Source organism: Methanobacteriaceae archaeon (genome assembly GCA_030656015.1).
GTDB lineage: Archaea > Methanobacteriota > Methanobacteria > Methanobacteriales > Methanobacteriaceae > UBA349.
This window is the reverse complement of sequence record JAUSNX010000004.1, coordinates 26,483-49,369: the sequence shown is the minus strand read 5'-3', so window position 1 is coordinate 49,369 and position 22,887 is coordinate 26,483. Positions and strand designations below refer to the sequence as shown.

General features: G+C 31.9%; 27 protein-coding genes and 1 tRNA gene. 16 read left to right on the top strand and 12 right to left on the bottom strand.

Annotated features, from left to right (window positions below):
- Window positions 1-5: 5 nt before the first annotated feature.
- Window positions 6-467: a MarR family transcriptional regulator gene (locus Q7I96_03420; GenBank protein MDO9626662.1), complete on the bottom strand. Its 462-nt coding sequence runs from the start codon at window positions 465-467 to the stop codon at window positions 6-8.
- Between the two features lie 309 nt (window positions 468-776).
- Here Q7I96_03420 and Q7I96_03415 point away from each other — a divergent pair, with 309 nt between their 5' ends.
- Both Q7I96_03415 and cfbC read left to right on the top strand, forming a co-directional pair.
- A complete protein-coding gene (locus Q7I96_03415; GenBank protein ID MDO9626661.1) occupies window positions 777-1,259 on the top strand; it encodes a CBS domain-containing protein in 483 nt (160 codons plus the stop codon).
- On the top strand, window positions 1,252-2,121 hold the full coding sequence (gene cfbC / locus Q7I96_03410) for a Ni-sirohydrochlorin a,c-diamide reductive cyclase ATP-dependent reductase subunit (GenBank protein ID MDO9626660.1): 870 nt from the start codon (window positions 1,252-1,254) through the stop codon (window positions 2,119-2,121). Before Q7I96_03415 ends, cfbC begins: the two co-directional genes overlap by 8 nt.
- A 20-nt stretch (window positions 2,122-2,141) precedes the next feature.
- Here cfbC and Q7I96_03405 read toward each other — a convergent pair whose 3' ends face one another.
- Window positions 2,142-2,624 carry a GIY-YIG nuclease family protein gene (locus Q7I96_03405; GenBank protein MDO9626659.1) on the bottom strand — a complete coding sequence of 161 codons (483 nt, stop codon included), beginning with the start codon at window positions 2,622-2,624 and terminating at the stop codon, window positions 2,142-2,144.
- Between the two features lie 353 nt (window positions 2,625-2,977).
- On the opposite strand from Q7I96_03405, the gene Q7I96_03400 reads away from it, so the two are divergent.
- Window positions 2,978-3,394 (top strand): DUF371 domain-containing protein, encoded by a 417-nt coding sequence (locus Q7I96_03400; protein MDO9626658.1) that lies wholly within the window; start codon window positions 2,978-2,980, stop codon window positions 3,392-3,394.
- Window positions 3,395-3,547: 153 nt separating this feature from the next.
- Here Q7I96_03400 and Q7I96_03395 read toward each other — a convergent pair.
- Window positions 3,548-3,634, bottom strand: a tRNA-Leu gene (locus tag Q7I96_03395).
- 196 nt (window positions 3,635-3,830) lie between these two features.
- Between Q7I96_03395 and Q7I96_03390 the strand changes: the two genes are divergently transcribed.
- The 5 genes from Q7I96_03390 to galU all read left to right on the top strand — a co-directional run bounded on the left by Q7I96_03390 (window position 3,831) and on the right by galU (window position 6,833).
- Window positions 3,831-4,115, top strand: coding sequence for a DUF167 family protein (locus Q7I96_03390; GenBank protein MDO9626657.1), 285 nt, complete (start codon window positions 3,831-3,833; stop codon window positions 4,113-4,115).
- A gap of 263 nt (window positions 4,116-4,378) precedes the next feature.
- Window positions 4,379-4,615 (top strand): hypothetical protein, encoded by a 237-nt coding sequence (locus Q7I96_03385; protein MDO9626656.1) that lies wholly within the window; start codon window positions 4,379-4,381, stop codon window positions 4,613-4,615.
- A gap of 9 nt (window positions 4,616-4,624) precedes the next feature.
- Window positions 4,625-5,293, top strand: coding sequence for a hypothetical protein (locus tag Q7I96_03380; GenBank protein MDO9626655.1), 669 nt, complete (start codon window positions 4,625-4,627; stop codon window positions 5,291-5,293).
- Between the two features lie 43 nt (window positions 5,294-5,336).
- On the top strand, window positions 5,337-5,969 hold the full coding sequence (locus Q7I96_03375) for a hypothetical protein (GenBank protein MDO9626654.1): 633 nt from the start codon (window positions 5,337-5,339) through the stop codon (window positions 5,967-5,969).
- Between the two features lie 12 nt (window positions 5,970-5,981).
- Window positions 5,982-6,833, top strand: coding sequence for a UTP--glucose-1-phosphate uridylyltransferase GalU (galU, locus tag Q7I96_03370; protein ID MDO9626653.1), 852 nt, complete (start codon window positions 5,982-5,984; stop codon window positions 6,831-6,833).
- Between the two features lie 162 nt (window positions 6,834-6,995).
- On the opposite strand, the gene Q7I96_03365 is transcribed toward galU, so the two are convergent.
- Both Q7I96_03365 and galE read right to left on the bottom strand, forming a co-directional pair.
- A complete protein-coding gene (locus Q7I96_03365; GenBank protein MDO9626652.1) occupies window positions 6,996-8,303 on the bottom strand; it encodes a tetratricopeptide repeat protein in 1,308 nt (435 codons plus the stop codon).
- Between the two features lie 99 nt (window positions 8,304-8,402).
- Complete coding sequence (gene galE / locus Q7I96_03360; GenBank protein MDO9626651.1) at window positions 8,403-9,389, bottom strand: UDP-glucose 4-epimerase GalE; 987 nt, start codon at window positions 9,387-9,389, stop codon at window positions 8,403-8,405.
- A 540-nt stretch (window positions 9,390-9,929) separates the two neighbouring features.
- On the opposite strand from galE, the gene Q7I96_03355 reads away from it, so the two are divergent.
- Both Q7I96_03355 and lon read left to right on the top strand, forming a co-directional pair.
- On the top strand, window positions 9,930-10,283 hold the full coding sequence (locus Q7I96_03355; GenBank protein MDO9626650.1) for a metalloregulator ArsR/SmtB family transcription factor: 354 nt from the start codon (window positions 9,930-9,932) through the stop codon (window positions 10,281-10,283).
- Window positions 10,284-10,414: 131 nt separating this feature from the next.
- A complete protein-coding gene (gene lon / locus Q7I96_03350) occupies window positions 10,415-12,793 on the top strand; it encodes an endopeptidase La (GenBank protein MDO9626649.1) in 2,379 nt (792 codons plus the stop codon).
- A gap of 271 nt (window positions 12,794-13,064) precedes the next feature.
- Here lon and Q7I96_03345 read toward each other — a convergent pair whose 3' ends face one another.
- Window positions 13,065-13,781: a DUF4012 domain-containing protein gene (locus tag Q7I96_03345; GenBank protein MDO9626648.1), complete on the bottom strand. Its 717-nt coding sequence runs from the start codon at window positions 13,779-13,781 to the stop codon at window positions 13,065-13,067.
- A 375-nt stretch (window positions 13,782-14,156) separates the two neighbouring features.
- Between Q7I96_03345 and Q7I96_03340 the strand changes: the two genes are divergently transcribed.
- The 3 genes from Q7I96_03340 (at window position 14,157) to Q7I96_03330 (ending at window position 16,048) form a co-directional block, all read left to right on the top strand.
- The gene (locus Q7I96_03340) at window positions 14,157-14,474 is read left to right on the top strand and encodes a hypothetical protein (GenBank protein ID MDO9626647.1); all 318 of its coding nucleotides are present in this window, start codon (window positions 14,157-14,159) and stop codon (window positions 14,472-14,474) included.
- 545 nt (window positions 14,475-15,019) lie between these two features.
- Entirely contained in the window at window positions 15,020-15,259 is a 240-nt protein-coding gene (locus Q7I96_03335; GenBank protein MDO9626646.1) for a PRC-barrel domain-containing protein, read from the top strand.
- A gap of 75 nt (window positions 15,260-15,334) precedes the next feature.
- Window positions 15,335-16,048: an Hsp20/alpha crystallin family protein gene (locus Q7I96_03330; GenBank protein ID MDO9626645.1), complete on the top strand. Its 714-nt coding sequence runs from the start codon at window positions 15,335-15,337 to the stop codon at window positions 16,046-16,048.
- A gap of 332 nt (window positions 16,049-16,380) precedes the next feature.
- Here the strand turns inward: Q7I96_03330 and Q7I96_03325 are convergent, their stop codons facing one another.
- The 4 genes from Q7I96_03325 to Q7I96_03310 all read right to left on the bottom strand — a co-directional run bounded on the left by Q7I96_03325 (window position 16,381) and on the right by Q7I96_03310 (window position 19,270).
- Window positions 16,381-16,806: a hypothetical protein gene (locus Q7I96_03325; GenBank protein MDO9626644.1), complete on the bottom strand. Its 426-nt coding sequence runs from the start codon at window positions 16,804-16,806 to the stop codon at window positions 16,381-16,383.
- Window positions 16,807-16,937: 131 nt separating this feature from the next.
- Window positions 16,938-17,924, bottom strand: a complete 987-nt coding sequence (locus tag Q7I96_03320; protein MDO9626643.1) for a magnesium transporter — start codon at window positions 17,922-17,924, stop codon at window positions 16,938-16,940.
- A gap of 142 nt (window positions 17,925-18,066) precedes the next feature.
- The gene (locus Q7I96_03315) at window positions 18,067-19,053 is read right to left on the bottom strand and encodes a tocopherol cyclase family protein (GenBank protein MDO9626642.1); all 987 of its coding nucleotides are present in this window, start codon (window positions 19,051-19,053) and stop codon (window positions 18,067-18,069) included.
- Between the two features lie 85 nt (window positions 19,054-19,138).
- Complete coding sequence (locus Q7I96_03310) at window positions 19,139-19,270, bottom strand: hypothetical protein (GenBank protein MDO9626641.1); 132 nt, start codon at window positions 19,268-19,270, stop codon at window positions 19,139-19,141.
- A gap of 79 nt (window positions 19,271-19,349) precedes the next feature.
- On the opposite strand from Q7I96_03310, the gene Q7I96_03305 reads away from it, so the two are divergent.
- Window positions 19,350-20,105 (top strand): response regulator, encoded by a 756-nt coding sequence (locus Q7I96_03305; protein ID MDO9626640.1) that lies wholly within the window; start codon window positions 19,350-19,352, stop codon window positions 20,103-20,105.
- Between the two features lie 103 nt (window positions 20,106-20,208).
- Here the strand turns inward: Q7I96_03305 and Q7I96_03300 are convergent, their stop codons facing one another.
- The gene (locus Q7I96_03300) at window positions 20,209-20,511 is read right to left on the bottom strand and encodes a hypothetical protein (GenBank protein MDO9626639.1); all 303 of its coding nucleotides are present in this window, start codon (window positions 20,509-20,511) and stop codon (window positions 20,209-20,211) included.
- A gap of 168 nt (window positions 20,512-20,679) precedes the next feature.
- On the opposite strand from Q7I96_03300, the gene Q7I96_03295 reads away from it, so the two are divergent.
- Window positions 20,680-21,057: a hypothetical protein gene (locus Q7I96_03295; protein MDO9626638.1), complete on the top strand. Its 378-nt coding sequence runs from the start codon at window positions 20,680-20,682 to the stop codon at window positions 21,055-21,057.
- A gap of 14 nt (window positions 21,058-21,071) precedes the next feature.
- Entirely contained in the window at window positions 21,072-21,305 is a 234-nt protein-coding gene (locus Q7I96_03290; protein ID MDO9626637.1) for a hypothetical protein, read from the top strand.
- 156 nt (window positions 21,306-21,461) lie between these two features.
- Here the strand turns inward: Q7I96_03290 and Q7I96_03285 are convergent, their stop codons facing one another.
- Window positions 21,462-22,691 carry a GDP-mannose 4,6-dehydratase gene (locus tag Q7I96_03285; protein MDO9626636.1) on the bottom strand — a complete coding sequence of 410 codons (1,230 nt, stop codon included), beginning with the start codon at window positions 22,689-22,691 and terminating at the stop codon, window positions 21,462-21,464.
- Window positions 22,692-22,887: the final 196 nt, after the last annotated feature.

The following is a 22,887-nucleotide window of genomic DNA, read 5'->3' as shown; positions in this document are numbered from 1 at the left end:
CACTCTCAGTTTATTTTAAAAACCAGGCTTTTTATGGTTTTTAAGGAGTCATTTAATGAGTTATATTCGTCTTGATTTAGATGGGAAATATTATTGCTAATTATTTTTTCCACTATTTTACGGGATTCCACTAAAAACTGGATGCCCTCTGGAGTTATGTCAATATTGGTAATTCTTCGATCTGTCTCATGAGATGAACGGATAACCTGGCCTTCTTTAACCAGATTATCAATATAAATTGTCATATTAGGCTTAGATATGCATAAAATTTTACCAATTTTAGATATGGACATGGTTCCATTAACTTTCAATGTTCCCAGTATCTGATAGTATCCTGCTGATTTGGATTTTTGATTTTCATGATCCACTGACATTTTCAGCTTTCTATAAAATAGGGGATAATAAATTAATAGATTATCAACCATTTTTTCAAATTCTGGTTTTTTAATATTCTTACTTTCTTCCATTATCCCACCATATTTATTTTTATTGTAAGTTAACAATGATGATTGCTTTAAATTTATTATACTCTTTTAGATTTCTAAATATTAGCCATTATAGGGTTAATTAAATTTAATCGAATTTTAATCTAAATGGTTATGCACTTTAATAGTTACTAACTTTAACTAATTTTTTTTAATTATTTTCTATTAAAGTTTTCCACTATATAAAATTACACCAAAAGAATTACTATAAAAAGGAATATAACATTATTATTCTAAGTATAATTATAAAATGATAATTTTAGTATTAATCAGTTATTGGGAGTTGAAATGATGATTAGTGTTCAAGAAGCCATGCAAAAAGATGTCATTACTTTAAGAAGAGTAGAAAAAATCGAAGAAGCAGCGAGAATTTTAAGGGCTAAAAAAATTAGTGGGGCACCTGTTGTAGATGAAAATAATAAAATGATAGGTATAGTCAGTGAAGGCGATATCATGAGACTTCTGGAATTCCATTCCCCTAATTTAAACCTTATTTTGCCTTCTCCTCTGGACTTAATAGAATTACCCATACGAATGAAATCAGAATATGATGAAATTTCCGCAGGATTAAAAAAAGCATCTGTGGTGATGGTAAACGAAATAATGACCAAAAAATTGATTACTATCTCTCCAGAAAAGTCCATTTCTGATGCTGCAGAACAAATGGACATGCATAAAGTTAAAAGACTCCCAGTTTTAGATGAGAAGGGTGATCTCATTGGTATAATTACTAGAGGAGATATTATCGGCGCCCTGGTGAAATCCAATGAGTAAAACCAAGTGTATGGTTACTCCCACCAATAAACACATTACTGAGCCAATAGTTAAGGCCACCAATAAATCCACAACCAAGCGTATAGCTATTTATGGTAAGGGTGGAATTGGAAAATCAACTATTGTCTCAAATATAGCTGCTGCCTATTCTGAAAACCATAATGTGCTGGTTATTGGATGTGATCCTAAAGCAGACACTACTCGTACCCTTTATGGTAACAGGCTGCCTACGGTACTGGATGTTTTGAAAACAAAAAGGCAGGCCCAGGTAGAAGACGTTATATTTGAGGGATTCAACCAGGTAATGTGTGTGGAAAGTGGAGGGCCAGAACCAGGAGTGGGATGTGCTGGTCGTGGTGTTATTGTGGCTATGAACCTCCTGGAAAAGCTTCAGGTGTTTACTGAAGACTTGGATGTAGTTATTTACGATGTCTTGGGGGATGTAGTCTGTGGAGGATTTGCTGTTCCTTTAAGGGAAGATTTCGCTGATGAGGTCTACATCGTCACTTCTGGAGAATACATGGCCCTTTATGCGGCCAACAATATTTCAAAAGGAATCAAGAAGCTTAAAGGGAACCTGGGCGGAATTATATGTAACTGCAAGGGCATAGAAAATGAGGAAGAAATTGTTTCGCAGTTTGCATCAGAAATAGGTTCTATGGTTATTGGTGTAATCTCCCGCAGTGAACTGGTCCAAAAAAGTGAAATTGAGGCTAAAACAGTTTTGGAGAAGTATCCGGAATCAGAACAGGCTGATTTGTATCGTAAATTGTCTGAGGATATTTACCACAACACAGAATTTACAGTTCCTCGTCCCATGGAAATTGAAGAATTTGAGGAGTTTTTTAGAAGATTCCATTGATGATGGGATTAATTTTTTCTTTAAATTCCACAATTATTTTTTGTTTTATTTTTACTATTTTTATTCATGATTTTATTAAAATCATCTAAATTATTAACTGATAATTCTAAATCTTCAAATGCACTCAAAACCCCTTTCAAGGCATCATCATAGTCTTTAAAGTAAAAAAGATGTGATACACAACTACAATCAGAACAACCAAATCGGATCATAGGGGATGATTTATCTGAAATTAAAGAGGCCAGGGAACACTCTATTTTTTCTTCTCCAATGGAATAAATCACTTCTTTTATATTAGAGCTGGAATCCATTAGCAAATAATCCGCATGCCAGTGTAATTTCTTCTTTGAAGATAAATGTCGAGTCACCCGACTTTCCAAGGAATTAAGGGCCGATCCCACGTAAATGTAAAATCCTCTTTTAAACTGCAGTTCCTCAAGTCTACCCACTGATATTTTAGAATCTTTTTCCACTTCAATGATTAAACAGTAAGTCCCTTTCATAAATTGCACACCGGAGGATTATCTTATCTTTTACATGACTCAAATTTAATTTAAAATCAATGAATTCTTAAATGAATAATTAAGCTATTTTATAAATAAATCTATTAATTAATAGTACTCTATCAATTATAATAAATATTCATATATGTTGAATCTAGACTACAGTTATATTGCTCAAACAATAAATATTATAAGTTTCTGCGGGCCTAGTTATCGCCTGGGGGGGTTATAATCAGGGCAGTTGCAAAATGCTCCATATTATCAACATATTTGATTTTAATGGGTATGATTAGTAGGAGTGCCCTATCCATACTCAAAGCTATTATTACTAAATAACAACTTGAAGTGATTTAATGAAACTCACCCTTAAAACACATGGACATACAAATGTAACCTCTAAACACAAAACAACCTTTGAAGTAACCACTGATCATGAAATTTCTATAAAAGCGGATTGTATTGTAGGCGTGGCCTCAGAAAAATCCATGAAAGACTTCTCTGAAGAACTTAAAAAGGCCATGAGAAGAACAGATGTTGAAATAAAAGTAATTTTAAGTACTAAAAATGCCCATGATGAAATTACTGGTTTTGGACACTCAGATTTGCTTTTAAATCATCCTACAGACATTGTTTGTAGAAAAAGTAATTATATTTGTGGCCGTACTTTAATGATAAATGCGGACAAGGCTGCCTGTGATTTAAATAGTGATTTAATAAATGATTTAAAAAATGGGGAAGAAATGCAGGTGGAAATTACTGTAAAAGACTGATTTTTTAAATTAAGGTCCTAATATTTTTATCAAATAGGGTTATCAATTTTAAGGTAGTATAGAATTAAAATTAGATATATTATAATTTAATTTAGCTTTTAAATTCTTATAAATCTTTTAATTATTTTAAAAATAGTATTTTAATTATTATAATGGTGCGGGGGACGGGACTTGAACCCGCGAAGGGACTCACCCACTAGGCCCTCAACCTAGCGCCTTTGACCGCTCGACCACCCCCGCATTCTTGAAAAACAGTTCTAAATGCAAGTACTTTCATCTTTTCTCTTTTTCACTATTTATACTTTACCTTTTGGGGGGTTATGATTAAATTATTTATCAATCTAATAATCTAATATACTTATTCAAAATATTTATTTATATGCTATTTCATAAAGTTATAATTATAAATCATGTTTTATGGTGAATGGGAAATAAAATGAAAGCTATAAAAGAAACTGAGGGTGGAATTTTAGTAGATATTGAAGTTTCACCCAATGCATCCAAATTTGAAATTTATGGTTATAATTCTTGGCGAGAAAGACTCGAAATACGAATAAAAGCCATACCTCAAAAAGGGAAGGCCAATAAAGAAATTATTAAAGAAATGTCTAAATTGACTAAAATGGATGTAGAGATAATATCTGGAATAAAAAGTCATCAAAAAACACTTTTGATAAAGAAACTATCTCGGGATGATTTTATAAATATTATTGTGATATAAAATGGTTATAGCTATATTAATTTAATTAAAATTTGCTTATTTTATTTCTAATTTAAATAATGGTTGAATATAAATGATAGTATTCCTATAATTCTTATTAGTGCATATAATGCTCTTATTATGGTGATAAAGATTAATATTAATTAGAATTAGGGTTAAAATCAAAAGATTTATATCTAATACTTTTTATAAAATATATTATATTAATTAACGTTAATTAATAATATAATTTTAATAGTAAGTAAGAATTGACGGGGGAAAATATGATATCAACTGTAACTACAACAACAACTGCTGTTACATTGGGCCAAGTAATGACTTACAGTATAATCGCTGTAATCGCATTAATTTTGTTTTTGGCCTTAAAGGAAATTTTAAGCTCGGAAGTAAATTATAGCAATCGAATAAGCTCGTTTATAAAAGGGTCTAATATCGCGATTATGCCTCTTTTGCTGGTTTTCGCTGCTGTTGTTACTTATAAGATAGTAACCATTTTGTAAGGTGAAACAATGAACAAAAATATACTTTTTATAGCTTTAATAGTGATTTTAGTTGCTATTATTGGTGTTGCTGCATATATGATGTTAACACCTAGTGCTGAACCTTCTCAGGTTGGTGAAAAAGGAACTAAGTTTGCTATTCATAACAATGGTACTACTTGGGCTCATGTGGATATGATCATAGAAAATGCTACCTTGAAGAATGGAACTGTCCAAAATTTCTATATTGAAACTTGGATGAAACCAACTAATGGGTCTGTGGTTATAGATTTAAGTAAATTATTAGGCTATGGCAATGAAAAACTTCCAGCAGGGACTACTATTAGAATTGTAGGATGGAAAGGTCTTTACGATAGTGCTAGTACAACAAATCAAGATTTAAATCTTAAAATGGAAGGATGGTCAAATACTATAAATCCATTAACCAATAACAATTTGTCTGATGTTTTGCTAAATAATCTGACGGTAGCTAAACTTCCAAATAACCTTACAGATAATACTGTGATTATTGGGAATTCTATATCTGAAGTCGAACAAAATGACAATTTGGATGGCATAAGTCTCTTTAATGAGTTAGTATATGAAGAAGAACTTTTAACAGTTAATGCTGATGGGTCTGTTTCCATTGTATTTACTCAAATACCGGCTTTATGTAGTTTACCTGCCCGGATAGTATAATTTTTCTTCTTCTTTTTATTTTTTATTTTCGTTGGTGAAATTAATGTCTCGTAAGTATTTAATTTTTTTAGTAATTGTTTTATGTGCGAGTGGTATTTTTATATTAGATTATTCCACTGGTGCTGTTCAAGGAGCTATTTTTGATCAAATACCTTATAATTATACTGCTGACGTGTGGTTACCCCCTATTTCTTCGGATAGTGGTTCCATAGCAGGTTTTTATTCTATTTATGGTAAGGGAAAAGATTTTAATTTCAAAATTGATTTACCAGGAGCTCAGTTTTTTGATCTTCATGAAATCAATGGAACTCAAGTTTGTTATGATAAAAATGGATTGTCTGGTCAAGGCCACCTTAATTTCATTAAAATAAACTATAACACCATTTCTGCACTATTATCAAAGGATCTTAAAAAGGCCATGTTTAGCACAGAATTTTCAGGAGTTTACACTATGAAGTGTGCTGCCTGGACTGGTGGAGGAAATTTCTCCAATAATGGTCAAAATTTCTCTGGAACATTTATTATTATTGGACCCGCCACAGACTGGGTGGGAAATTTTACATTAGCTGAAGAAAACAAAAGAATTAAAATAATCTCAAGCTATATTTACTATCCTCATGCTCAAAAAACTTCAGAAAATACTAAAAAAATTAACAATAATATATTTTACATGTGATGAGTGACTACAATGAAAGCAGTTATACCCGCAGCAGGCCTAGGTACTCGATTTTTACCAGCTACCAAAGCCCAGCCTAAAGAAATGTTACCAGTATTTGACAAACCAACTATCCAGTATGTGGTGGAAGAGGCCGTGGCCTCCGGAATAGATGATATACTGATTGTAACTGGTAAAGGAAAAAGGTCTATTGAGGATCATTTTGACCGCTCATTTGAACTTGAATATATTTTAAAAGAAAATGATAAAGATGAGTACTTGAGGGAAGTTGAAGCTATCTCTGAGTTAGCTGATATTTACTATGTCCGCCAAAAAGAACAGAAAGGTTTAGGAGATGCTATTTATTGTGCTCGTAAGCATATAGATGGAGAGCCTTTTGCTGTTTTATTAGGGGATACCATAACTCGATCTGAGGTTCCGTGCACTAAACAACTCATGGATGTCTATGAAAAATATGGTTCGTCAGCCATTGCCGTAGAAGAAGTTCCTGTAGATAAAGTAGAACGATATGGAATTATTAAGGGTCAGGAAAAGGATGAAAATCTTTACTTGATTGAAGACATGGTTGAAAAACCAGCTGTAGATGAAGCACCTTCTAATCTAGCCATCATGGGTAGATATGTGCTTGATAGCAAGATATTTGATCACATTGATGATGTACCTCCTGGTTTTGGAGGGGAAATTCAATTAACCGATGCTATGAGACTTCTGGATGATATTTATGGCTATGTTTTTCAGGGAAAGACTTATGATATTGGTAATAAAGTTGAATGGCTGAAAACATCTTTAGAATTCGCTTTTGAACAACCAGAAGCAAAAAAAGAATTAACTGAATATTTAAATGATTTATTGGGTTGTAATTAATCTACAAAAGTAAATAATTTTTTATTTTTCAATTATTTTTTTTATTTTATAATAAATATAATAAATTTTTTTCCAGAATAATAGTTTTTAGAATCTTTTTTTATTATTTTTCTATACTTTATTCTAAATTCTTATTAGTATTAAATATTTAAAATATTTATTTTAGAATATTAAAAATGGCATTACTAAGAATAAGACTGAATTAGAAAGTCCGTGAGAAATGGTAATCCCCAGAATGCTTCTGGTTTTTTGGAATGAATAACCATAGAATATCGCTACACAGAATACAAATATCAAATCCGTAAGGGAGTTCCAGCCAATGTGGAGACTGGTAAATAGTAATGCAGTATATAATAATCCTAAGGCCATTCCTAACACATCTTCGGCATTTTTTTGTACTATCCCTCTGAATAATAGCTCTTCGGCCAGACCAGTGGATATGGTAAGAATTATAACACCAAATAATAGATTGGTGACATCAAAAGTATGGATTAAAGGTAAGGGATGTAGTATGTTGTATTCAATAAACCCTAAAAATGGGCCGGTTAATGCAATTATAAGTTGAACTTTTAGATTACCTCCTATTAGTCCTACTCTTTTTCTATTTATACCTTGAATTTTCATCAAGGCAATGGAAGATGCAAATAAAGGTATAGCAATTATAGGAAATAGGTAAAGAGTAGGTATGTTCATTAGGGGCATGGTAAGCCCAATAATACGTATTATGGGCAGTACCATCATTGATCTAAGAAGAGTAGCATAGGTATAAGATGGTGTTAAAGATGATTGAACTAGCAGAGCAGCTAATACTGAAAAGTGAATTAGCAATCCGATTTTCATGTCAAAATATGTTGTAAATAATTCTCCCAGAATTAAAAGTCCTAGATATCCTATTAAAATTAAAAATTCAGAGCTTGTAGGCCTATTTGCTTTTATTTTATTTTTAAGCTTTAAGATACGTCCATAGTTGTATAGTTCGCTTGCAAGATCTTTTTCTTTTTTATTAATTTCTAATGAACGTTCGTGTTCATAGATGGCGTCATGGTAGGCACCTTGAGCTTCAAGAGTACTGGCTAAGTGTGAAATAACCTTAGCTTCTTTTTCACTGTCACCAGCTTTTTTAAATTTCTTTATGGCCTTGTGATATGTATTACGGGCTTCATCATACCTATTTCTTTTTTCTTGAATTTCAGCCATACCTACATAAGCATAACCCTCACCAATAAGATCTTCAGTGTCTTTATAAAGTTCTAATGAATTATAGTAACTTTCTTGGGCAAAATCATTTTCACCCATTTGACAATAGGTTTTACCCATTTCTAACAAGGTGTCTGCAGTTTTCTCAGCATTTCCTGCATCAGAAAATATTTCCAGTGCATTTTGCATGTGCTGAAGGGCATCAAAGAATTCACCTTTATCTTTAAGGCCAATTCCTTTTTCCAGTTCCCTTTGTGCTTTTCGCCTTGCCAAGTTATCCACCAGTTTAATAAATAATAATAATATAATTAAATTGTTTTAATTAAATAATCATCAAAAAAGTTTTTTTTTTAAATTCTATTTTTATTAAAGTTAAAGATTGTCATTGTTAATATATAACTTTTGGTACCAGTCCCATGCGGTGGATATAATATCATGGAGATCTGTCCATTGAGGATTCCAGCCTAGTACTTCATATGCTTTTTTGGAACTTCCCACTAAAATAGGAGGATCTCCAGGCCGAAGTTCATCTTCTATAACTTTAATTTGATTTCCAGTTACTTCCTGACAAGCTTGAATTACTTCTTTAACTGAAAAACCATTTCCATTACCTAAATTAAATACTTGACTTTTATTTTTTTCATTCAAGTATTTTAGTGCTTTATAATGGGCCTGGGCCAGATCAAGAACATGAATATAATCTCTAATACAAGTTCCATCTGGAGTAGGATAATCTGTTCCATAAATGCTCACAGATTCTCTTCTTCCTGAAGCAGCATCCAGTACTAATGGTATTAAATGAGTTTCAGGATTGTGCCATTCTCCTATTTCTGATGAGGGGTCAGCTCCTGCTGCATTGAAATATCTTAAAGAAACATAATTCAAATCATAGGCCTTTGAATAATCTTCCAGGATTTTTTCAACCATTAATTTCGAATTTCCATAGGGGCTCATAGGATTTAAGGGATGGTCCTCACTTAGTGGTAGTTTTTGAGGCTCACCATAAACGGCACAGGTTGATGAAAATATAAATTTATTTACATTAAACTCCTTCATTACATCCAAAAGGTCGAGGGTATTTTTAAGATTATTAACATAATATTTTTGGGGGTCTTCTACAGATTCTCCTACATAGGTAAATGCTGCAAAGTGCATCACCGCATCAATTGTATATTTTTCAAATATATTTGTTAGGAGTTCTGTATTGGATAAGTCACCTTTCACAAATTTTCCCCATTTAACAAACTCTTCATGGCCATAGCTAAGATTATCCAGTACCAGAGTCTCTTCTCCATTTTCATGAAGCACTTTATTTACATGGGAGCCTATGTAACCTGCTCCACCTACAACTAATATCATACTATAACCAATTTGTTTTTTTAAATAGTATATTTTTCGGATTTTAGGATTAATTTTTTATTTCTGTGAGGTTTAGTTTCGGATTTAGAAATATATATAAAATATTTTTTTCATTAATATTTTTTTATTTTTCATTAATGTGATATCTCTTGAATTTTGTATTTTTATTAATTCATTTAGTTTTATAATTTTGGCCTTGATAATTTTTAGTGATTTTATAATTTTTCAATTTTTAACTTCATTAAATAATTTCTTGTTAAATTTCATAATTCAATTAAAATTTTTTAATATCTACTATTTTTAAGATTTTATAATCATTTAAGGTTAGAAATTTACTTCATTATTCACTTTTATTAAAGATTGGTGTAAATATGTCCTAAGGTGTATACTAATTGATTGAAATTGGCCTATTTTAATTAAAATTACTTTTATCATTTTTAATACTTTTTTACTATTATTTAAAATAATTTTTCTATTTTAATTACAAAATGTATCTAAAAGCGAAAACTATATAAGCATATACTTATATACTTATGATTCATGCTGAGGATAAATTCTGAATATACTTGTGATATTTCAGAAGAATTAGAAGAACTTTTTAAAGCACTGGGTAACATTAACCGGCTTTTATTGATTTATTCCCTGGCTTCAGGGGAGATAGAAGCAGTCAATGTGTCTGAAATGGCCCGGATGATGGGCTTAACCCAACCTGCAGCATCGCAGCATCTAAAAGTGCTTAAAACTGCTAAAATCCTTAATGCTGAAAAACAAGGCAATCAAATTTATTACACATTTAACCAGGAAGCACTGATAAAACACAAAATAAAGGTAGATTTCCTTTTTGGATGTGTTTTAACCAAGTGTGACTGTTTAGAAAAAAAGAGGAACAAATAAATTCCACCTGGTGGCAAATTTGTGGAATTATTAAAATTATGAATTAAATATGGCAATATTTTAAGCCATTTAAAATTACAAGCCGTTAAATAATGGCAATTAACATTTACTTATACTAACTGAGGGATACTATGAGAGAACTAAACTTAAAAGATGAATTATCTGTACTCGTTATACCCGACATGGTCTTATTACATGAAACTGATATGAATTTAAAAATTGGAAAACAAATTGGGAGTGAAATTTATAATCGGGTCTCCAAAGACGATTTTTATGGAATAGCTTTAGCAGTCAAAGAAGGAATTAATAGAAGCGTATATTCTGAATCTGACTTTTATAGGACTGGTACTTTAGTTAAAATCTTAAATGCTAAAGAAATGAGAGATTTCTATCATTTGAAAGTTGAAATAATTGAAAGAGTTGAAATTGATGAAATGATGTCTGAGGGAAGGAATTACCGGGCCACATATCATTTAAGTCCAGATATAGATGATTTAGATGAAGAAAACAAGAAAGAAACCCTCAAACACATTAGATACATTGTATCTGAGATAAGTGAAAATTTCAAAGGATCTCAGGCCTATGTTGAGAAAATTTCTAAGCTAAATGATCTCAACCAGGCACTGGCCTATGTATTTCCTTACCTACATCTGTCTCTTCCACAAAAACAGGACTTACTGGAAATACGATCTCTAAAAGAGAAGAGTCTAAAATTCCTTGATATCTTGATTGAACAAAAGGAATCTTTAAAATATCAAATGGAAATGGCATCTCGAGTAAATGATGAGATGAATAAAAAACACCGGGAAGTAATGCTAAAAGAGCAGCTCAAAGCTATTCAGGATGAATTAAACGATTCAAATGGCGAAGGAAATAAAAAAGATTACCGTGAACAAATTGAAGCAGCTAATATGCCGGAAGAGGTCAAAGAGGTTGCCTTAGAAGAAGTGGCCAAACTGGAAAGACAAGGCCCACACAGCTCTGAGGAAAATGTTATCCGTAACTATTTAGACTTACTGGTTGCTCTTCCATGGGGAGATACTGAAATAAAAGAAATAGACATTGAAGCAGCTCGAAAGATACTTGATGATCAACACTATGGCTTAGATAAAGTTAAAGATCGTATAATTCAGCATTTAACGGTCATGAAACTGAAACAGAACAAACAAGGATCCATATTACTTTTAGTTGGACCTCCAGGAACTGGAAAAACAAGTTTAGGTAAAAGTATAGCTGAAGCACTGGAGCGGAAGTATGTCCGAATCAGTCTGGGTGGAGTTAAAGATGAATCTGAAATCAGAGGTCACCGAAGAACCTATCTTGGTGCATTGCCAGGTAGAATTGTTCAAGGAATGAAACGTGCCGGCGAGCGGAACCCAGTCTTCATTCTGGACGAGGTTGACAAACTAATGCCCTCCTACAGCGGAGACCCGGCCAGCGCCCTTTTAGAAGTTCTGGACCCTGAACAGAATAATACCTTCTCTGACCACTACTTAGAAGTGCCTTATGACCTATCTGATGTATTCTTTATAGCCACGGCTAACTCCTTAAGAGATATCCCCGGGCCACTACGTGACCGGATGGAAATCATAGAAATTGGCAGTTACACCAGCCATGAGAAGTACCATATAGGTAAAAACCATGTTATGGCTGAAGTCTTAGAAGAACACGGTTTAGATGAGAATCAACTCCAAATTACAGATGAGGCATTAAAAACCATAATCGAGAAATATACTCGTGAAGCAGGTGTAAGAGGCCTTAAACGTCAGTTATCTGCAGTGGCCCGTGTCGCCTCTGAAAAAGTAGTTTCAGGTAAGGATGAATTACCCTATGTGGTTACGGAAGACATGCTATATGATGTTTTAGGTCATGAATTGACTCAGTATCATCAAGCTGGTAAAATTAATCCTCCAGGAGTAGTCACTGGCCTGGCCTGGACTCCGGTTGGTGGGGATATTCTCTTCATTGAAGGGGCATTCATGCCAGGTAAAGGTAAATTAACTCTCACGGGTCAATTAGGTGATGTAATGAAGGAATCTGCAAAGATTTCCCAGAGTTTAATCCGTTCCCGTCTGGCCATTAATTTGAAGGCGGTTGAATTCGATAAAAAGGATCTTCACATCCACGTTCCATCTGGTGCCATTCCTAAAGATGGTCCTTCTGCAGGTGTAGCTTTGTTGACCACTATAGCTTCTTTAGTGACCAACCATGAGGTTGATCCGAAGCTGGCCATGACTGGTGAGATCTCTTTAAGAGGCGCAGTCTTACCAGTGGGTGGAATTAAAGAAAAGGTTTTGGCTGCCCATCGTGCTGGAATTAACCGGATAATTCTACCAATTGACAATAAAAAAGACTTGGATGATGTACCGGATGATGTTAAAGCAGAAATCGAGTTCATACTTGTGGAAACGGTAGAAGATGTTATTCGAGAAACTATTGACATTGAACTACCTAAACCTTTAATGCTGGAAATGAACACCGGTTCTATTACTGGCGGGGCTGGAGTTTAAGTCTATTTAAAAAAGAAGAATTAGAAAGAATTCAAATTACTCATTAATCTGAATTCTTTTTTTTATTTTTATAATTATTTCTGATTTTTTAATATTTTTTTTAGGGTTTTATTTTTATAATTATTTCTGATTTTTTAATATTTTTTTTAGGGGTTTTATTTTTATAATTATTTCTGATTTTTATTTTCAGTTTATTTTTTTACATAAAATTTATTTTAATGATTCTAATTATAATTTTATAAAAAAAAATAAAATGATTTTACTTCTTTAACTACCTCCCTAGCAATGAATTAAGTCCCATGGAAACTGTAAATTTTGTAATTAAGCTAGCGGGTACTACTCGAATATTTCCTTTATTATATTGTTCAATTGCAACTTTGGCCAGGCTAATATAAGTAGCAGGATTACTTTTAGCAGCTTTTAGAACTGGTTCCATCAGTGCCGATGTAGCATTACCTCTATTTTGAGTACTGGAGTCAGTTTCAGTCATATCTCTAATATAACCCAGCGAATCATTAACACTCATTGGGGCACCATTTACTTCTATAGGTCCTACGGCGGTTAAAAGCGCATCTACTGCATCGGGTGTTATCATAACCACGGCATTGGTTTTAATTCCTTTATTATATTCCACTATTTCCTGAGCCCTTTCTGCACCGAAGGTGGTATTTACGCCATACAAGGAATCGTGAAGCAACAACATACCAGAACCTAATTGCGAGGGTTCAGTGTAAGTAGGACTAGTCATTCCACCGGGGTAAATAGGAGTTATATCTTTTACACTACCATTTACTATATTAAGGACATAGGCCATATCACAGGCCCCCAGACCTTCTGTTCCCTGGTTTTCTGTGGTATCAACAGCTAATAGCAGTATTTTGTAACTTCCATTAAACTCTGTAGTTTGATTTAATCCATAAAATAAGGCCGTGGCCCCACTAGCCACCACTAGCATTAACAGTAAAAATACTTTTAAAATTGTTCTCATAATAATTCATTCCATCATTTCTCTAGCGTTATAGATTATATATTAAGTCCTAATACTCTTAAAATTTATTATTCTATCGCTTTTTTTTTATTGATGTTAAATTTCTTAGATAATTACAAATAAACTTTAAATAATCTTTAATGATTATTTAATTTTCAAATAAACCATATATTTTTTTAACTTCTAACTTAAATTAAGGGAATATATTAAAAGTATTTATTCCACATTTACACCCTAATCTTTCCTTAGTCTTGCATAAATTAATCAAATGAAGACTTAATTTATATTATATTTAAAAATTAACCATTTGTTTGGATTTAATCATAAATCATAAAATATAAATCAAAATTAAACATATAAATAAAATGTGTTATTATGAATGTTCCACCCCTAAAGATGATAAAGATTATTTTGATTATAACGGCAGTATTTTGTATTTTTGCTGCGATAATTTATGGGATTTATTCTTTCAGTTTATTTTGGCAGACTTTTGCAGCGAGTATCACTATTAGCTTTTTACTGGTGATTTTAGTTGTGCTTTGTTTAGCGGTACTTTACCTGGGTATTCGCAATTTCTTACTTAAAAAAGAAGTTGATAATTATAAAAATAAATTAAATCAGCTTAAATTTGAATTAGAGCGATGTAAATCAAAATCAAATTCTGAGAAAGAAAATGAAGATAATAATGTTTGATATTTATAATGAGAATAATTCTATTTTTATAAGAAAAAATTAAGGAATTTGTGACCAACTTCGTTATAGAATCGTTTAACGAACTTAGGGTCTGAATATACTGATTCTTCAATTTAATAATATATGGTACAACCAATTATTCTCGAATTATATATAATCCCCATATTCTGTTCTGATTTCCTTCAGTTTTTAGATTGATATAGGCATTTTCATTATATTCTGATAATTTATGTTCATGTCAGCTTTCCCGTCTTCATGTATTTTTAATCTAAAAAAACATCTTAATTGGGGATTTTTTCCTTATTTCATTATATTCTAACCGGGTCACCATAATCTTTGATTTTTTATATTTATTATAATTCTATTTTAATTTGTTTTGTATTTCTCATAAATTCAAATTAGCCAATTTCCATTCAAAAATAGAAATATTTAATAGTAACTATTTTCAAATACATAGGGTTTAACACTAACCCTAAACATATATAATATTAGAAGTTAAAGGCTTTGTCAAATAAAAATTGGAATTGTAATTTAGGAGTTAAAAAATGAAAATATCAGATGAATTACTTGGAAAAGATGTTATAGATGAATCTGGAGACCAAATAGGGTTAGTTAATGATGTTGAATGGGATTTTAAAACCAACACCGTAAAATCCATTATTTTAAAAGAAGCAGGGATATCTGCAAAAATTGGACTGGGTGATCATAAAATAGTGCCTTATGAAATGATTGAAACTATTGGGGATAAAGTTCTAATTAAAGGCAGAGTTTTTAAGAATGAATAATAATTAAATGTTTTAATTCTTTTTTTTAGTCAGATTGTTAAATTTTCATTGGATTCACTTAAAGGAGAGATTACTATGAGAAATGATATAACTGAATCAAAACATGGAATGAAAAAAAATACCCAGAAAAAAGTTGAAAAAGGGAAAGATTGGGGTGAAGAAAAAAAAGAAGGGGTAAAAAATAAGATGGGTGATGCTAAGGATTCTGCTAAAGATATGAAAGAGGATGCTAGCAGTAGGATAGAGGAAGTTAAAGAAGATGCTTCTGATAAAAAAGAAGAAGTAGAGGAAAAATTAGGTGAATTTAAAAAAGAAGCTGAAGACCAGAAAGAAAAGCTTGAAAAAGAGAGTAAAAAAGAAGGGGTTACTCCTGCAGAGAAATTATTGAACGATCTAGTATCTAAATTCAAGGAAGGAAAAGTGCAAATTGATGAGGCCATATCTGATTACAAGAAACCTGAAACATCATCCAAACCATTAGTTGATGTTCTGGAAACCAATGATACTATCATATTAATAGTCGATATTTCTGGTGTCAAAAAAGAGGATATAGATATTGGTATTTCAAGAAATAGAGTAGAAATAACAGCTATGTTCCAAAAAGAACATGAAATTGAAGGTGCTAAATTCACTCAAAAAGAGAGATGTTATGGCAAAATAAATAGAACTATAAATCTTTCGACGGAAATTAAAGTTAAAGAAGCCACAGCTAAATACAAAGAATGTAAACTGACCATCACTCTCCCTAAAGTGGTAGAAGAGATAACAAAAGTAAATATTGAAGATTAAAATCTTTTAAATGACGATGGTTTAAAGGAGTGATAGCATGGTGAGAAGTATTTTATATTATATTGTCGCTATTATCATTATTGTAGTTGTTTTAAGGTTTTTAGGGATTCTATAGACGATAATGATATTTTTTTTAAATTTTAATAAATCTGCTAAAATTAAAGCCTAGATTAATTCATTTTTTTTTTAATTGATATAAATCTAGTTCTTATAATTTGATCCAGCTTTTTTTTTCAATTATAAATTAGCACATTTATATAATTTTAAATATTTATTTTATTTTTAAATGAATTTTAAACACATAAAAAATGTAGAAAATATAATTTTGTTATTCACTTATTTTTATAAACAATCAAACTATCGGGACTCTTGCCCCGAACTTTATCCAGAACCTTCTGCTCTTCCAAATCTTTAATAACCACGGCACGGAATTTTAAATCATCACGGGCCTCATCAAGCAGCTTCTTGGTCACATGAATTCGGTGCTGGATCTTATTATTTTCATCCTCAATTTTTCGCACATCTAAGAGTTTTAAATCCATTTTAATAAGTTCCAATTCTCTCAAACGGCTGTTAAGATCTTCTTTTTCTTCTCTAATTTCGGATAATCTGCCCTGACACATATGTAACTCTTTAAGTGTTTTATCTAATTGAGATTTAGTTTCTAATAGTTCAGATTCCAGTTCTTGGATTTTAAGTTCCAAATTCTCTGCTTTTACTGGTTTATCATCAGAATTTTTATTATTTTCAATTGCCATGTCCCTTCTCCTAATAATTCTTTAATGGTGTGGTTTCAATTGCCATGTCAATTCTCCTAATAATTCTTTAATGGTGTGGTTTTAATTGTCAGGTCCCTTACTTAATAATTCTTAAAATAAAAAGCACTTAATCATGTTAAACCGATCAGTAACAAGGCCACTCCTAAATAGATGGCCAGAGTTATTATATCACTTACAATTGTGGCCAGAGGCCCGGTGGCAACTGCTGGATCGAAATTTAGTCTTTTAAAGATTAGGGGAGATATGGTGGCTATAATAACTGATGCTATTATACTAAAAAACATGGAAAGGAATATTATGCCTCCTAATAAAGGATTAGATCTGGTTATAAAGGCCATTAGTCCGGCTAAAAATCCGGATACCAGAGCTATAACTGCGGCCACCTTTATTTCTCGAATAATATAAAACCTCATGTTTAGATTGGTATCCAGGGCCATACTACGAATAATTAAGGCCTCTGATTGGGTACCGGCTGCGTCACTCATATAGACCATAATGGGAATGAATGCCGCCAGTGCAATAAAACTGGATAGGAGACTTTCAAAACGAGCAATAAGTGAAGCAGCAGCAATACCACCCATAACTCCAATTATAAGCCATGGAAGTCGGGAACGGATCATGTGGAATGTGCTGGATTGAATAGAAGTATATTCATCCCCTACCTTGTGAAAAATACCTCCAAATTTGAATATATCTTCCTGAACTTCTTTATTAAAAATGCGCAGGATGTCGTAGTGGGTAATTATTCCTAAAAAATCATTTCCATTTTCAATTACGGGAATCGACTTTAATCCGTGTGAAAGGGCCAGGAAAACTACTTCTTCTGGTTCGGTATTTTTGGTAATGGATATAGGTTCCCGGTGCATTATGGCACTGGCCTTAAGAGGAGGGGTAGAACTTAATAATTTTTTTATGGAAATAACTCCTTGCAATGAATTTGAGTCATCCAGAACGTAAATATAATCAATATTATCAAATTCAATGCTGTTAGTTTCCAGGTATTCCTGAACTTCTCCTATGGTTTGATTTAGAAGGCAAGTGGGAACTTTAGAGGTGATTAAATTTTCTATTTGTTTATTGGAGATTTCAGATTTCATTATTCACCTTATAATTGTTAAAAAATTATTTTTTTATTTAATGAAATAATTGTTCAGATTATAATTGTTAAATAATTATTTTTTTATTTAATAAACATTAAAATTCGTTTAATTGATATAATAATAGTTAAATTAATAAATTTTACTTTTTTATTCCTTTTATTAGTTCCTGAATATCTCCTACGAATTCCAGGCCAGAGTTTCTCCCAGTGCCTTCAAAAATTAATTTATTTTTCTTATTATTATCATAAAGCTTTAAGTTTATTTTAGAATTTAAGGATTCATTAACTTTAGAAGTCATCTCACCTTGAGAAGGAGCAGGTAAATCCACCCCTTTAGTTCGCTCAGCATCTATTTTGAGCCGATGATTTTTATTAGAAACCTCAATTATTATTCTCTCATGATCCACTTTTAATTTCTTTATGTGGGATCGGTTATAGGTGCTAAACTTGAAAAGTCGACCATTTAATAAAAATCCGAAAATGAATCCTGTAAAATAATTTTTCAGCCAGGGTATCTTAGCAATAGAACCAAAAAGTGATGCATTTTCCTCTTCAAAATGGTTACTCTGCATCCATATCCAAGAAGAAGGCATGGAAGTTCCCCAATCTTTTTCTAAATAACCCTTTCCCTTATTAAAATCCTTTTTCTGATTATTTATTTCAATATATCCCTTTACTTGATGGTTAAAACTTAAAACTCCGTGATAACATTCCATGAATGGAACAAAGGAGTACCAACCCATAACTCCCGGTGAAAATACACTAACGGGCCAGGGTATAATATTTTTAAATTCAAGACGGGCCTTTATTTGAAGAGAATCTTTATTTAAATTTAAATGGAGCTGGTGGTGTGAGAAAAAATTATCTGCAATTTTCAGCTTAAATTCACTTTTTGAGGCTTTAAATTCGTCAATATCAAATTTAAAATAGTTCATTTCATGATTTCTAGCATCAAAAACCATTATAAATGCATGGGGCTTTTCATCGTTTTTAGGAAGGGAGATACCAGGTATTATGGCAAAGGCAATTTCTTCAGTATCATCTACTAATTTGTAGTACCAACCTTCGAAATACCCTTTCTTAGTTTTACTTCCCTGAAACTGAGATGGATTGTATTTTTTAAACATTTAATAAGTATATGTATATTCGATTTTATAGACTTTTTTGTTTTAGGGTGGTTGGATGGTGTGGTGTATTGGTTAATTTTTGTTTTTAGGGGGTGGTTGGATGGTGTGGTGTATTGGTTAATTTTTGTTTAGTTGGTTGATTCATGAAGTGGTTCATTTTTGTTTTATTATTAAATATTTTCATATTTTTTTTCATATCATGTGAGTTTTTTACCAATATTGATACCCCATAACAATATTGCCCTTTTAAAGAACACACTATATTTATTAATTACCAATTACAAACCTTGAGGTGCATGAGTTTAGCTAGAATTTTAATTGTTGAAGACGAGGCAATTACTGCCCTGGAACTTACTCGAAGACTGGAAAGATGGGGCTTTGAAGTCGTAGGGGATGTGGCCAGTGGACAAAGTGCTCTGGAAATGGCGGAAAAGCTTAAACCAGATTTAATTATAATGGATATTAATCTAAAAGGAACAATGGATGGTGTGGATACTGCCAAGGCCATATCTCAAATTTATGACGTTCCTATTATATTTTTAACGGCTCATGGTAATGAAAATATTATACGCAAGGCCCAAACTGTAAATCCGGCACATTATATAATTAAACCTTACCGGGAGAATGAATTAAAATTTGCAGTTGAGAGTGGAATTGAAAACCACAAAGTATTCATGGAACTTAAAAAGAACGAACTTTCTTATAGGTCTATGGCCAAAAACATTCCAGGTATTGTTTACAGGACTTACTTGGATGAAGAACAGCATGTTGAATTTTTAAATGATTTTTTAAAGGATATTACTGGTTATTCTCCGGAAGATATTGAAAAAATAGATTTAGCAGTTCTGGGATCTTTAATCATTAAAGAAGATTTGGATAGAGTATTATCAGTTATTAATGAATCTATTAAAACAGGTCTGCCTTATGAGGTTTCTTATAATATTAAGGACCATGAGGGTAATATTAAACTAATGGAAGAAAAGGGAAGGCCGACTTTAAATTCTCAAAAAAATGTAACCTCTTTGGAAGGAGTTATCTTTTATTCTCCTTAAAGAGTTTTAATAATTAAGTAAAAGAATTAAATAAAATATAAAAAATATTAGAAAAATATATTATTTTTTTTATAAATGTATCCCATTATTGAAATGAGCTAAATTAATCTATATCTTGAAATTCCAAGAGTATTTTACAATTTTGACCTTCATAGTCCTTTAAGGGCTTTAAAAGTTCAACATACCCATCTAAACTGTATGGTTCAAATTTTTCCTGTTTGAAAAAGTACATAGGGCTTTTTAAAGAGGCTGTGGTGAGAACTTGTAATCGTATTATTGGGCCATAAATACTTATTTCCTCTTTTATAGTATTTATTATGGGTTTAGGATTGTGATCTATGAAAACTGAGTCTTTTTTATTTTTGTAGGGTGCTTTTTTTATTATTCCTTCATAATGCTTAATCATGATATACACCGTTTAGGCTATAGGATATTGAATTATATGATTAAATACTTTATTTATCATATACTATTTTTATTAATATTAATATTATCGTATTCTTTTTATATAAATTAATAAATTTGATATTCCATATATGGATAAATTTAATTCTAATTTTAACAAACTAGTATTATGAGTAAAAATTATCTTCCGGAAGAAATGGAATTTTGTTATTTCAAAATAGATTCTGGTTTCATCTGTGTAAAATTGGATGGCAGTAAATTAGTAGTCACTGGTCCTGAAGATGATATAGTGGAACCTTTCCAAGAGGAATGGATGCTCTTCTGGGAAACTTTAGAAGAAATTGGCCTGTGGACTTGGGAAGACGACTATGACCGATGTTGTTTGGCCGATGGCTATAGTTGGGAAATTAAAATCATATATAATAATTATTCTATTGATTCCACTGGAATGAATCATGGGCCGACACGGGTGGTTGGTGGAGAGCTGGTTTCTTCCTTGGATGAATTCTTAATGGCCCTGGAGGAATTGAGTGGTGTTGAATTTTAGTGGAGGAATGTTAGTTGGAAATTGGAAAATTAAATGCCTATTATTTGAAATCGGAATTAAAAGTAGGGAAAACAAGTACTGAAATAGCTCAGGCCTTGCTTTGCAGTGCCACCGAGGAAGAACTACAGGATGTGGTTGATGAATATTTAAATAACCATGAAGATCCTAAAATTCCCGAGCTGGTTATGTTTTTAAAAAATAAGGGCCATTATGCCATATTTTTAGATAGTGAAGTCTTAATACCTTAGTTTTTCTTATTAATTATTTAAATAAATATATTTTTGACTTTATTAGAATAAAAAAGAAATTTTTATAGGATATTTAATAATTTAAAAAAATTAAATTAAATTTTATTTTACTGCCTATTTTCTTTCTTTATGAAGTAATTCAATTGATCATTGATTTTACTGTCTGTTTTCTTTCTTTATGAAGTAATTCAATTGATCATTGATAACATCACTCAGACTGTACTCTATTTTACAACCTAATTTCTCTATTTTACTGGTATCGGCCAGGAGAATAGGTACTTCAGCAGGTCTAAATCGTTCTGCATCAAACTGAATCTTAATATCTTCTTTATCAGTTTCTACAATTATTCCTTTATCACTGAGGATGTATTCTAATTGATCTTCTAACATCAATTGGTCAACTTTGGTTTTATCAAAATTAATGCCGAATATTTCAGAGTTATTGATTTCGGTTGGGTTTTCAATGATTTTCTCATTATTCATGGTTTTTATTCTCTTGATTTCCCATCCGGCCTGTTCCAGGCCTAATAAAATGTAACTCAAAACAGAATTGGTTCGCATGGATCCTTGATTATATACTTCACCAGAGACTCCTTTTTCAGCCAGTAACAGGTAACCCTTTACAATATCCTTTACATGGGACCAGTCACGGAAAGCATTAATATTTCCAATACTAATGTGGTCTATTTCATTGAATTTTAATTTCATAATCTGGTTAGTGATAACGGAGGTAACAAACATCAATCCTCGGCCAGCACCTTCGTGATTGAAAGCCCTGGAGACTACGGTATTTAATCCATAGGAGTGATAATAGTTTCTCATTAAAAAGTCACCATATACTTTGGATACGGCATAGGGCGACATAGGCCTAAGGGGATTAGTTTCTTTAATAGGAACTTCGGGAATGTTTTCCACATCCGGGAATATGGTACCGTACTCTTTTTGGGCCTCTTGGTAATGTTTTTGAGAGGATATTACCAGCCCGTATTCCTCACTGGAACCGGCAAATATTATTTTAGCATCATTATTTTTTATCCTCACCGCTTCTAAGAGGTTAGAAGTACCCATACAATTTATTTGTTGAGTTTCCATTGAATTTTCAAAGGACCGGGCCACAAATGACTGGGCCGCTAAGTGGAATATGTAATCTGGATTAGATTGATCAATGGCCTGAGCAATAGATGATATATCGGTTAAATCTCCCTCGATTAAGGTAAAAGATTCATCTATGCAATGATCACAGAGGTTTTTTGATTTAGTTCCATCTGCTCTTCTGCGTATAAGGCCGTAAACATTTGCCTTCTGGTCAATAAGTTCTTTGGCCAAGTAGGAGCCCACAAATCCAGTGGCCCCCGTGATTAGTATGTTTTTGTTGGTGAAGTTCATGTGATCACTTAATAATGGTTAAAACGTATAATTATATTATTGTACTTTTGTTATATATTATTTAAATTTTATTAGTTGATATTTAATTCTTTTTAGTAAATTTATTATATTATTTTTTTTTATAAAATAGGTTAGTTGATATATTGGTGTACTTACAGAATGTAAAGATCTGAGAAGATATTGGAATGATTTGAAA

Coding starts and splice junctions, on each gene's coding strand:
- Q7I96_03330 (MDO9626645.1), top strand. CDS start 15,335: ATGAGAAATGATATAACTGAATCAAAACATGGAATGAAAAAAAATACC.
- galE (MDO9626651.1), bottom strand. CDS start 9,389: ATGATATTAGTTGTAGGTGGAGCAGGTTACATAGGCTCCCATGTAAAT.
- Q7I96_03320 (MDO9626643.1), bottom strand. CDS start 17,924: ATGAAATCTGAAATCTCCAATAAACAAATAGAAAATTTAATCACCTCT.
- Q7I96_03340 (MDO9626647.1), top strand. CDS start 14,157: ATGAATGTTCCACCCCTAAAGATGATAAAGATTATTTTGATTATAACG.
- cfbC (MDO9626660.1), top strand. CDS start 1,252: ATGAGTAAAACCAAGTGTATGGTTACTCCCACCAATAAACACATTACT.
- Q7I96_03300 (MDO9626639.1), bottom strand. CDS start 20,511: ATGATTAAGCATTATGAAGGAATAATAAAAAAAGCACCCTACAAAAAT.
- Q7I96_03355 (MDO9626650.1), top strand. CDS start 9,930: ATGCTGAGGATAAATTCTGAATATACTTGTGATATTTCAGAAGAATTA.
- Q7I96_03400 (MDO9626658.1), top strand. CDS start 2,978: ATGAAACTCACCCTTAAAACACATGGACATACAAATGTAACCTCTAAA.
- Q7I96_03315 (MDO9626642.1), bottom strand. CDS start 19,053: ATGTTTAAAAAATACAATCCATCTCAGTTTCAGGGAAGTAAAACTAAG.
- Q7I96_03390 (MDO9626657.1), top strand. CDS start 3,831: ATGAAAGCTATAAAAGAAACTGAGGGTGGAATTTTAGTAGATATTGAA.
- Q7I96_03285 (MDO9626636.1), bottom strand. CDS start 22,691: ATGAACTTCACCAACAAAAACATACTAATCACGGGGGCCACTGGATTT.
- lon (MDO9626649.1), top strand. CDS start 10,415: ATGAGAGAACTAAACTTAAAAGATGAATTATCTGTACTCGTTATACCC.
- Q7I96_03420 (MDO9626662.1), bottom strand. CDS start 467: ATGGAAGAAAGTAAGAATATTAAAAAACCAGAATTTGAAAAAATGGTT.
- Q7I96_03405 (MDO9626659.1), bottom strand. CDS start 2,624: ATGAAAGGGACTTACTGTTTAATCATTGAAGTGGAAAAAGATTCTAAA.
- Q7I96_03295 (MDO9626638.1), top strand. CDS start 20,680: ATGAGTAAAAATTATCTTCCGGAAGAAATGGAATTTTGTTATTTCAAA.
- Q7I96_03325 (MDO9626644.1), bottom strand. CDS start 16,806: ATGGCAATTGAAAATAATAAAAATTCTGATGATAAACCAGTAAAAGCA.
- Q7I96_03385 (MDO9626656.1), top strand. CDS start 4,379: ATGATATCAACTGTAACTACAACAACAACTGCTGTTACATTGGGCCAA.
- Q7I96_03380 (MDO9626655.1), top strand. CDS start 4,625: ATGAACAAAAATATACTTTTTATAGCTTTAATAGTGATTTTAGTTGCT.
- galU (MDO9626653.1), top strand. CDS start 5,982: ATGAAAGCAGTTATACCCGCAGCAGGCCTAGGTACTCGATTTTTACCA.
- Q7I96_03305 (MDO9626640.1), top strand. CDS start 19,350: ATGAGTTTAGCTAGAATTTTAATTGTTGAAGACGAGGCAATTACTGCC.
- Q7I96_03415 (MDO9626661.1), top strand. CDS start 777: ATGATTAGTGTTCAAGAAGCCATGCAAAAAGATGTCATTACTTTAAGA.
- Q7I96_03375 (MDO9626654.1), top strand. CDS start 5,337: ATGTCTCGTAAGTATTTAATTTTTTTAGTAATTGTTTTATGTGCGAGT.
- Q7I96_03345 (MDO9626648.1), bottom strand. CDS start 13,781: ATGAGAACAATTTTAAAAGTATTTTTACTGTTAATGCTAGTGGTGGCT.
- Q7I96_03335 (MDO9626646.1), top strand. CDS start 15,020: ATGAAAATATCAGATGAATTACTTGGAAAAGATGTTATAGATGAATCT.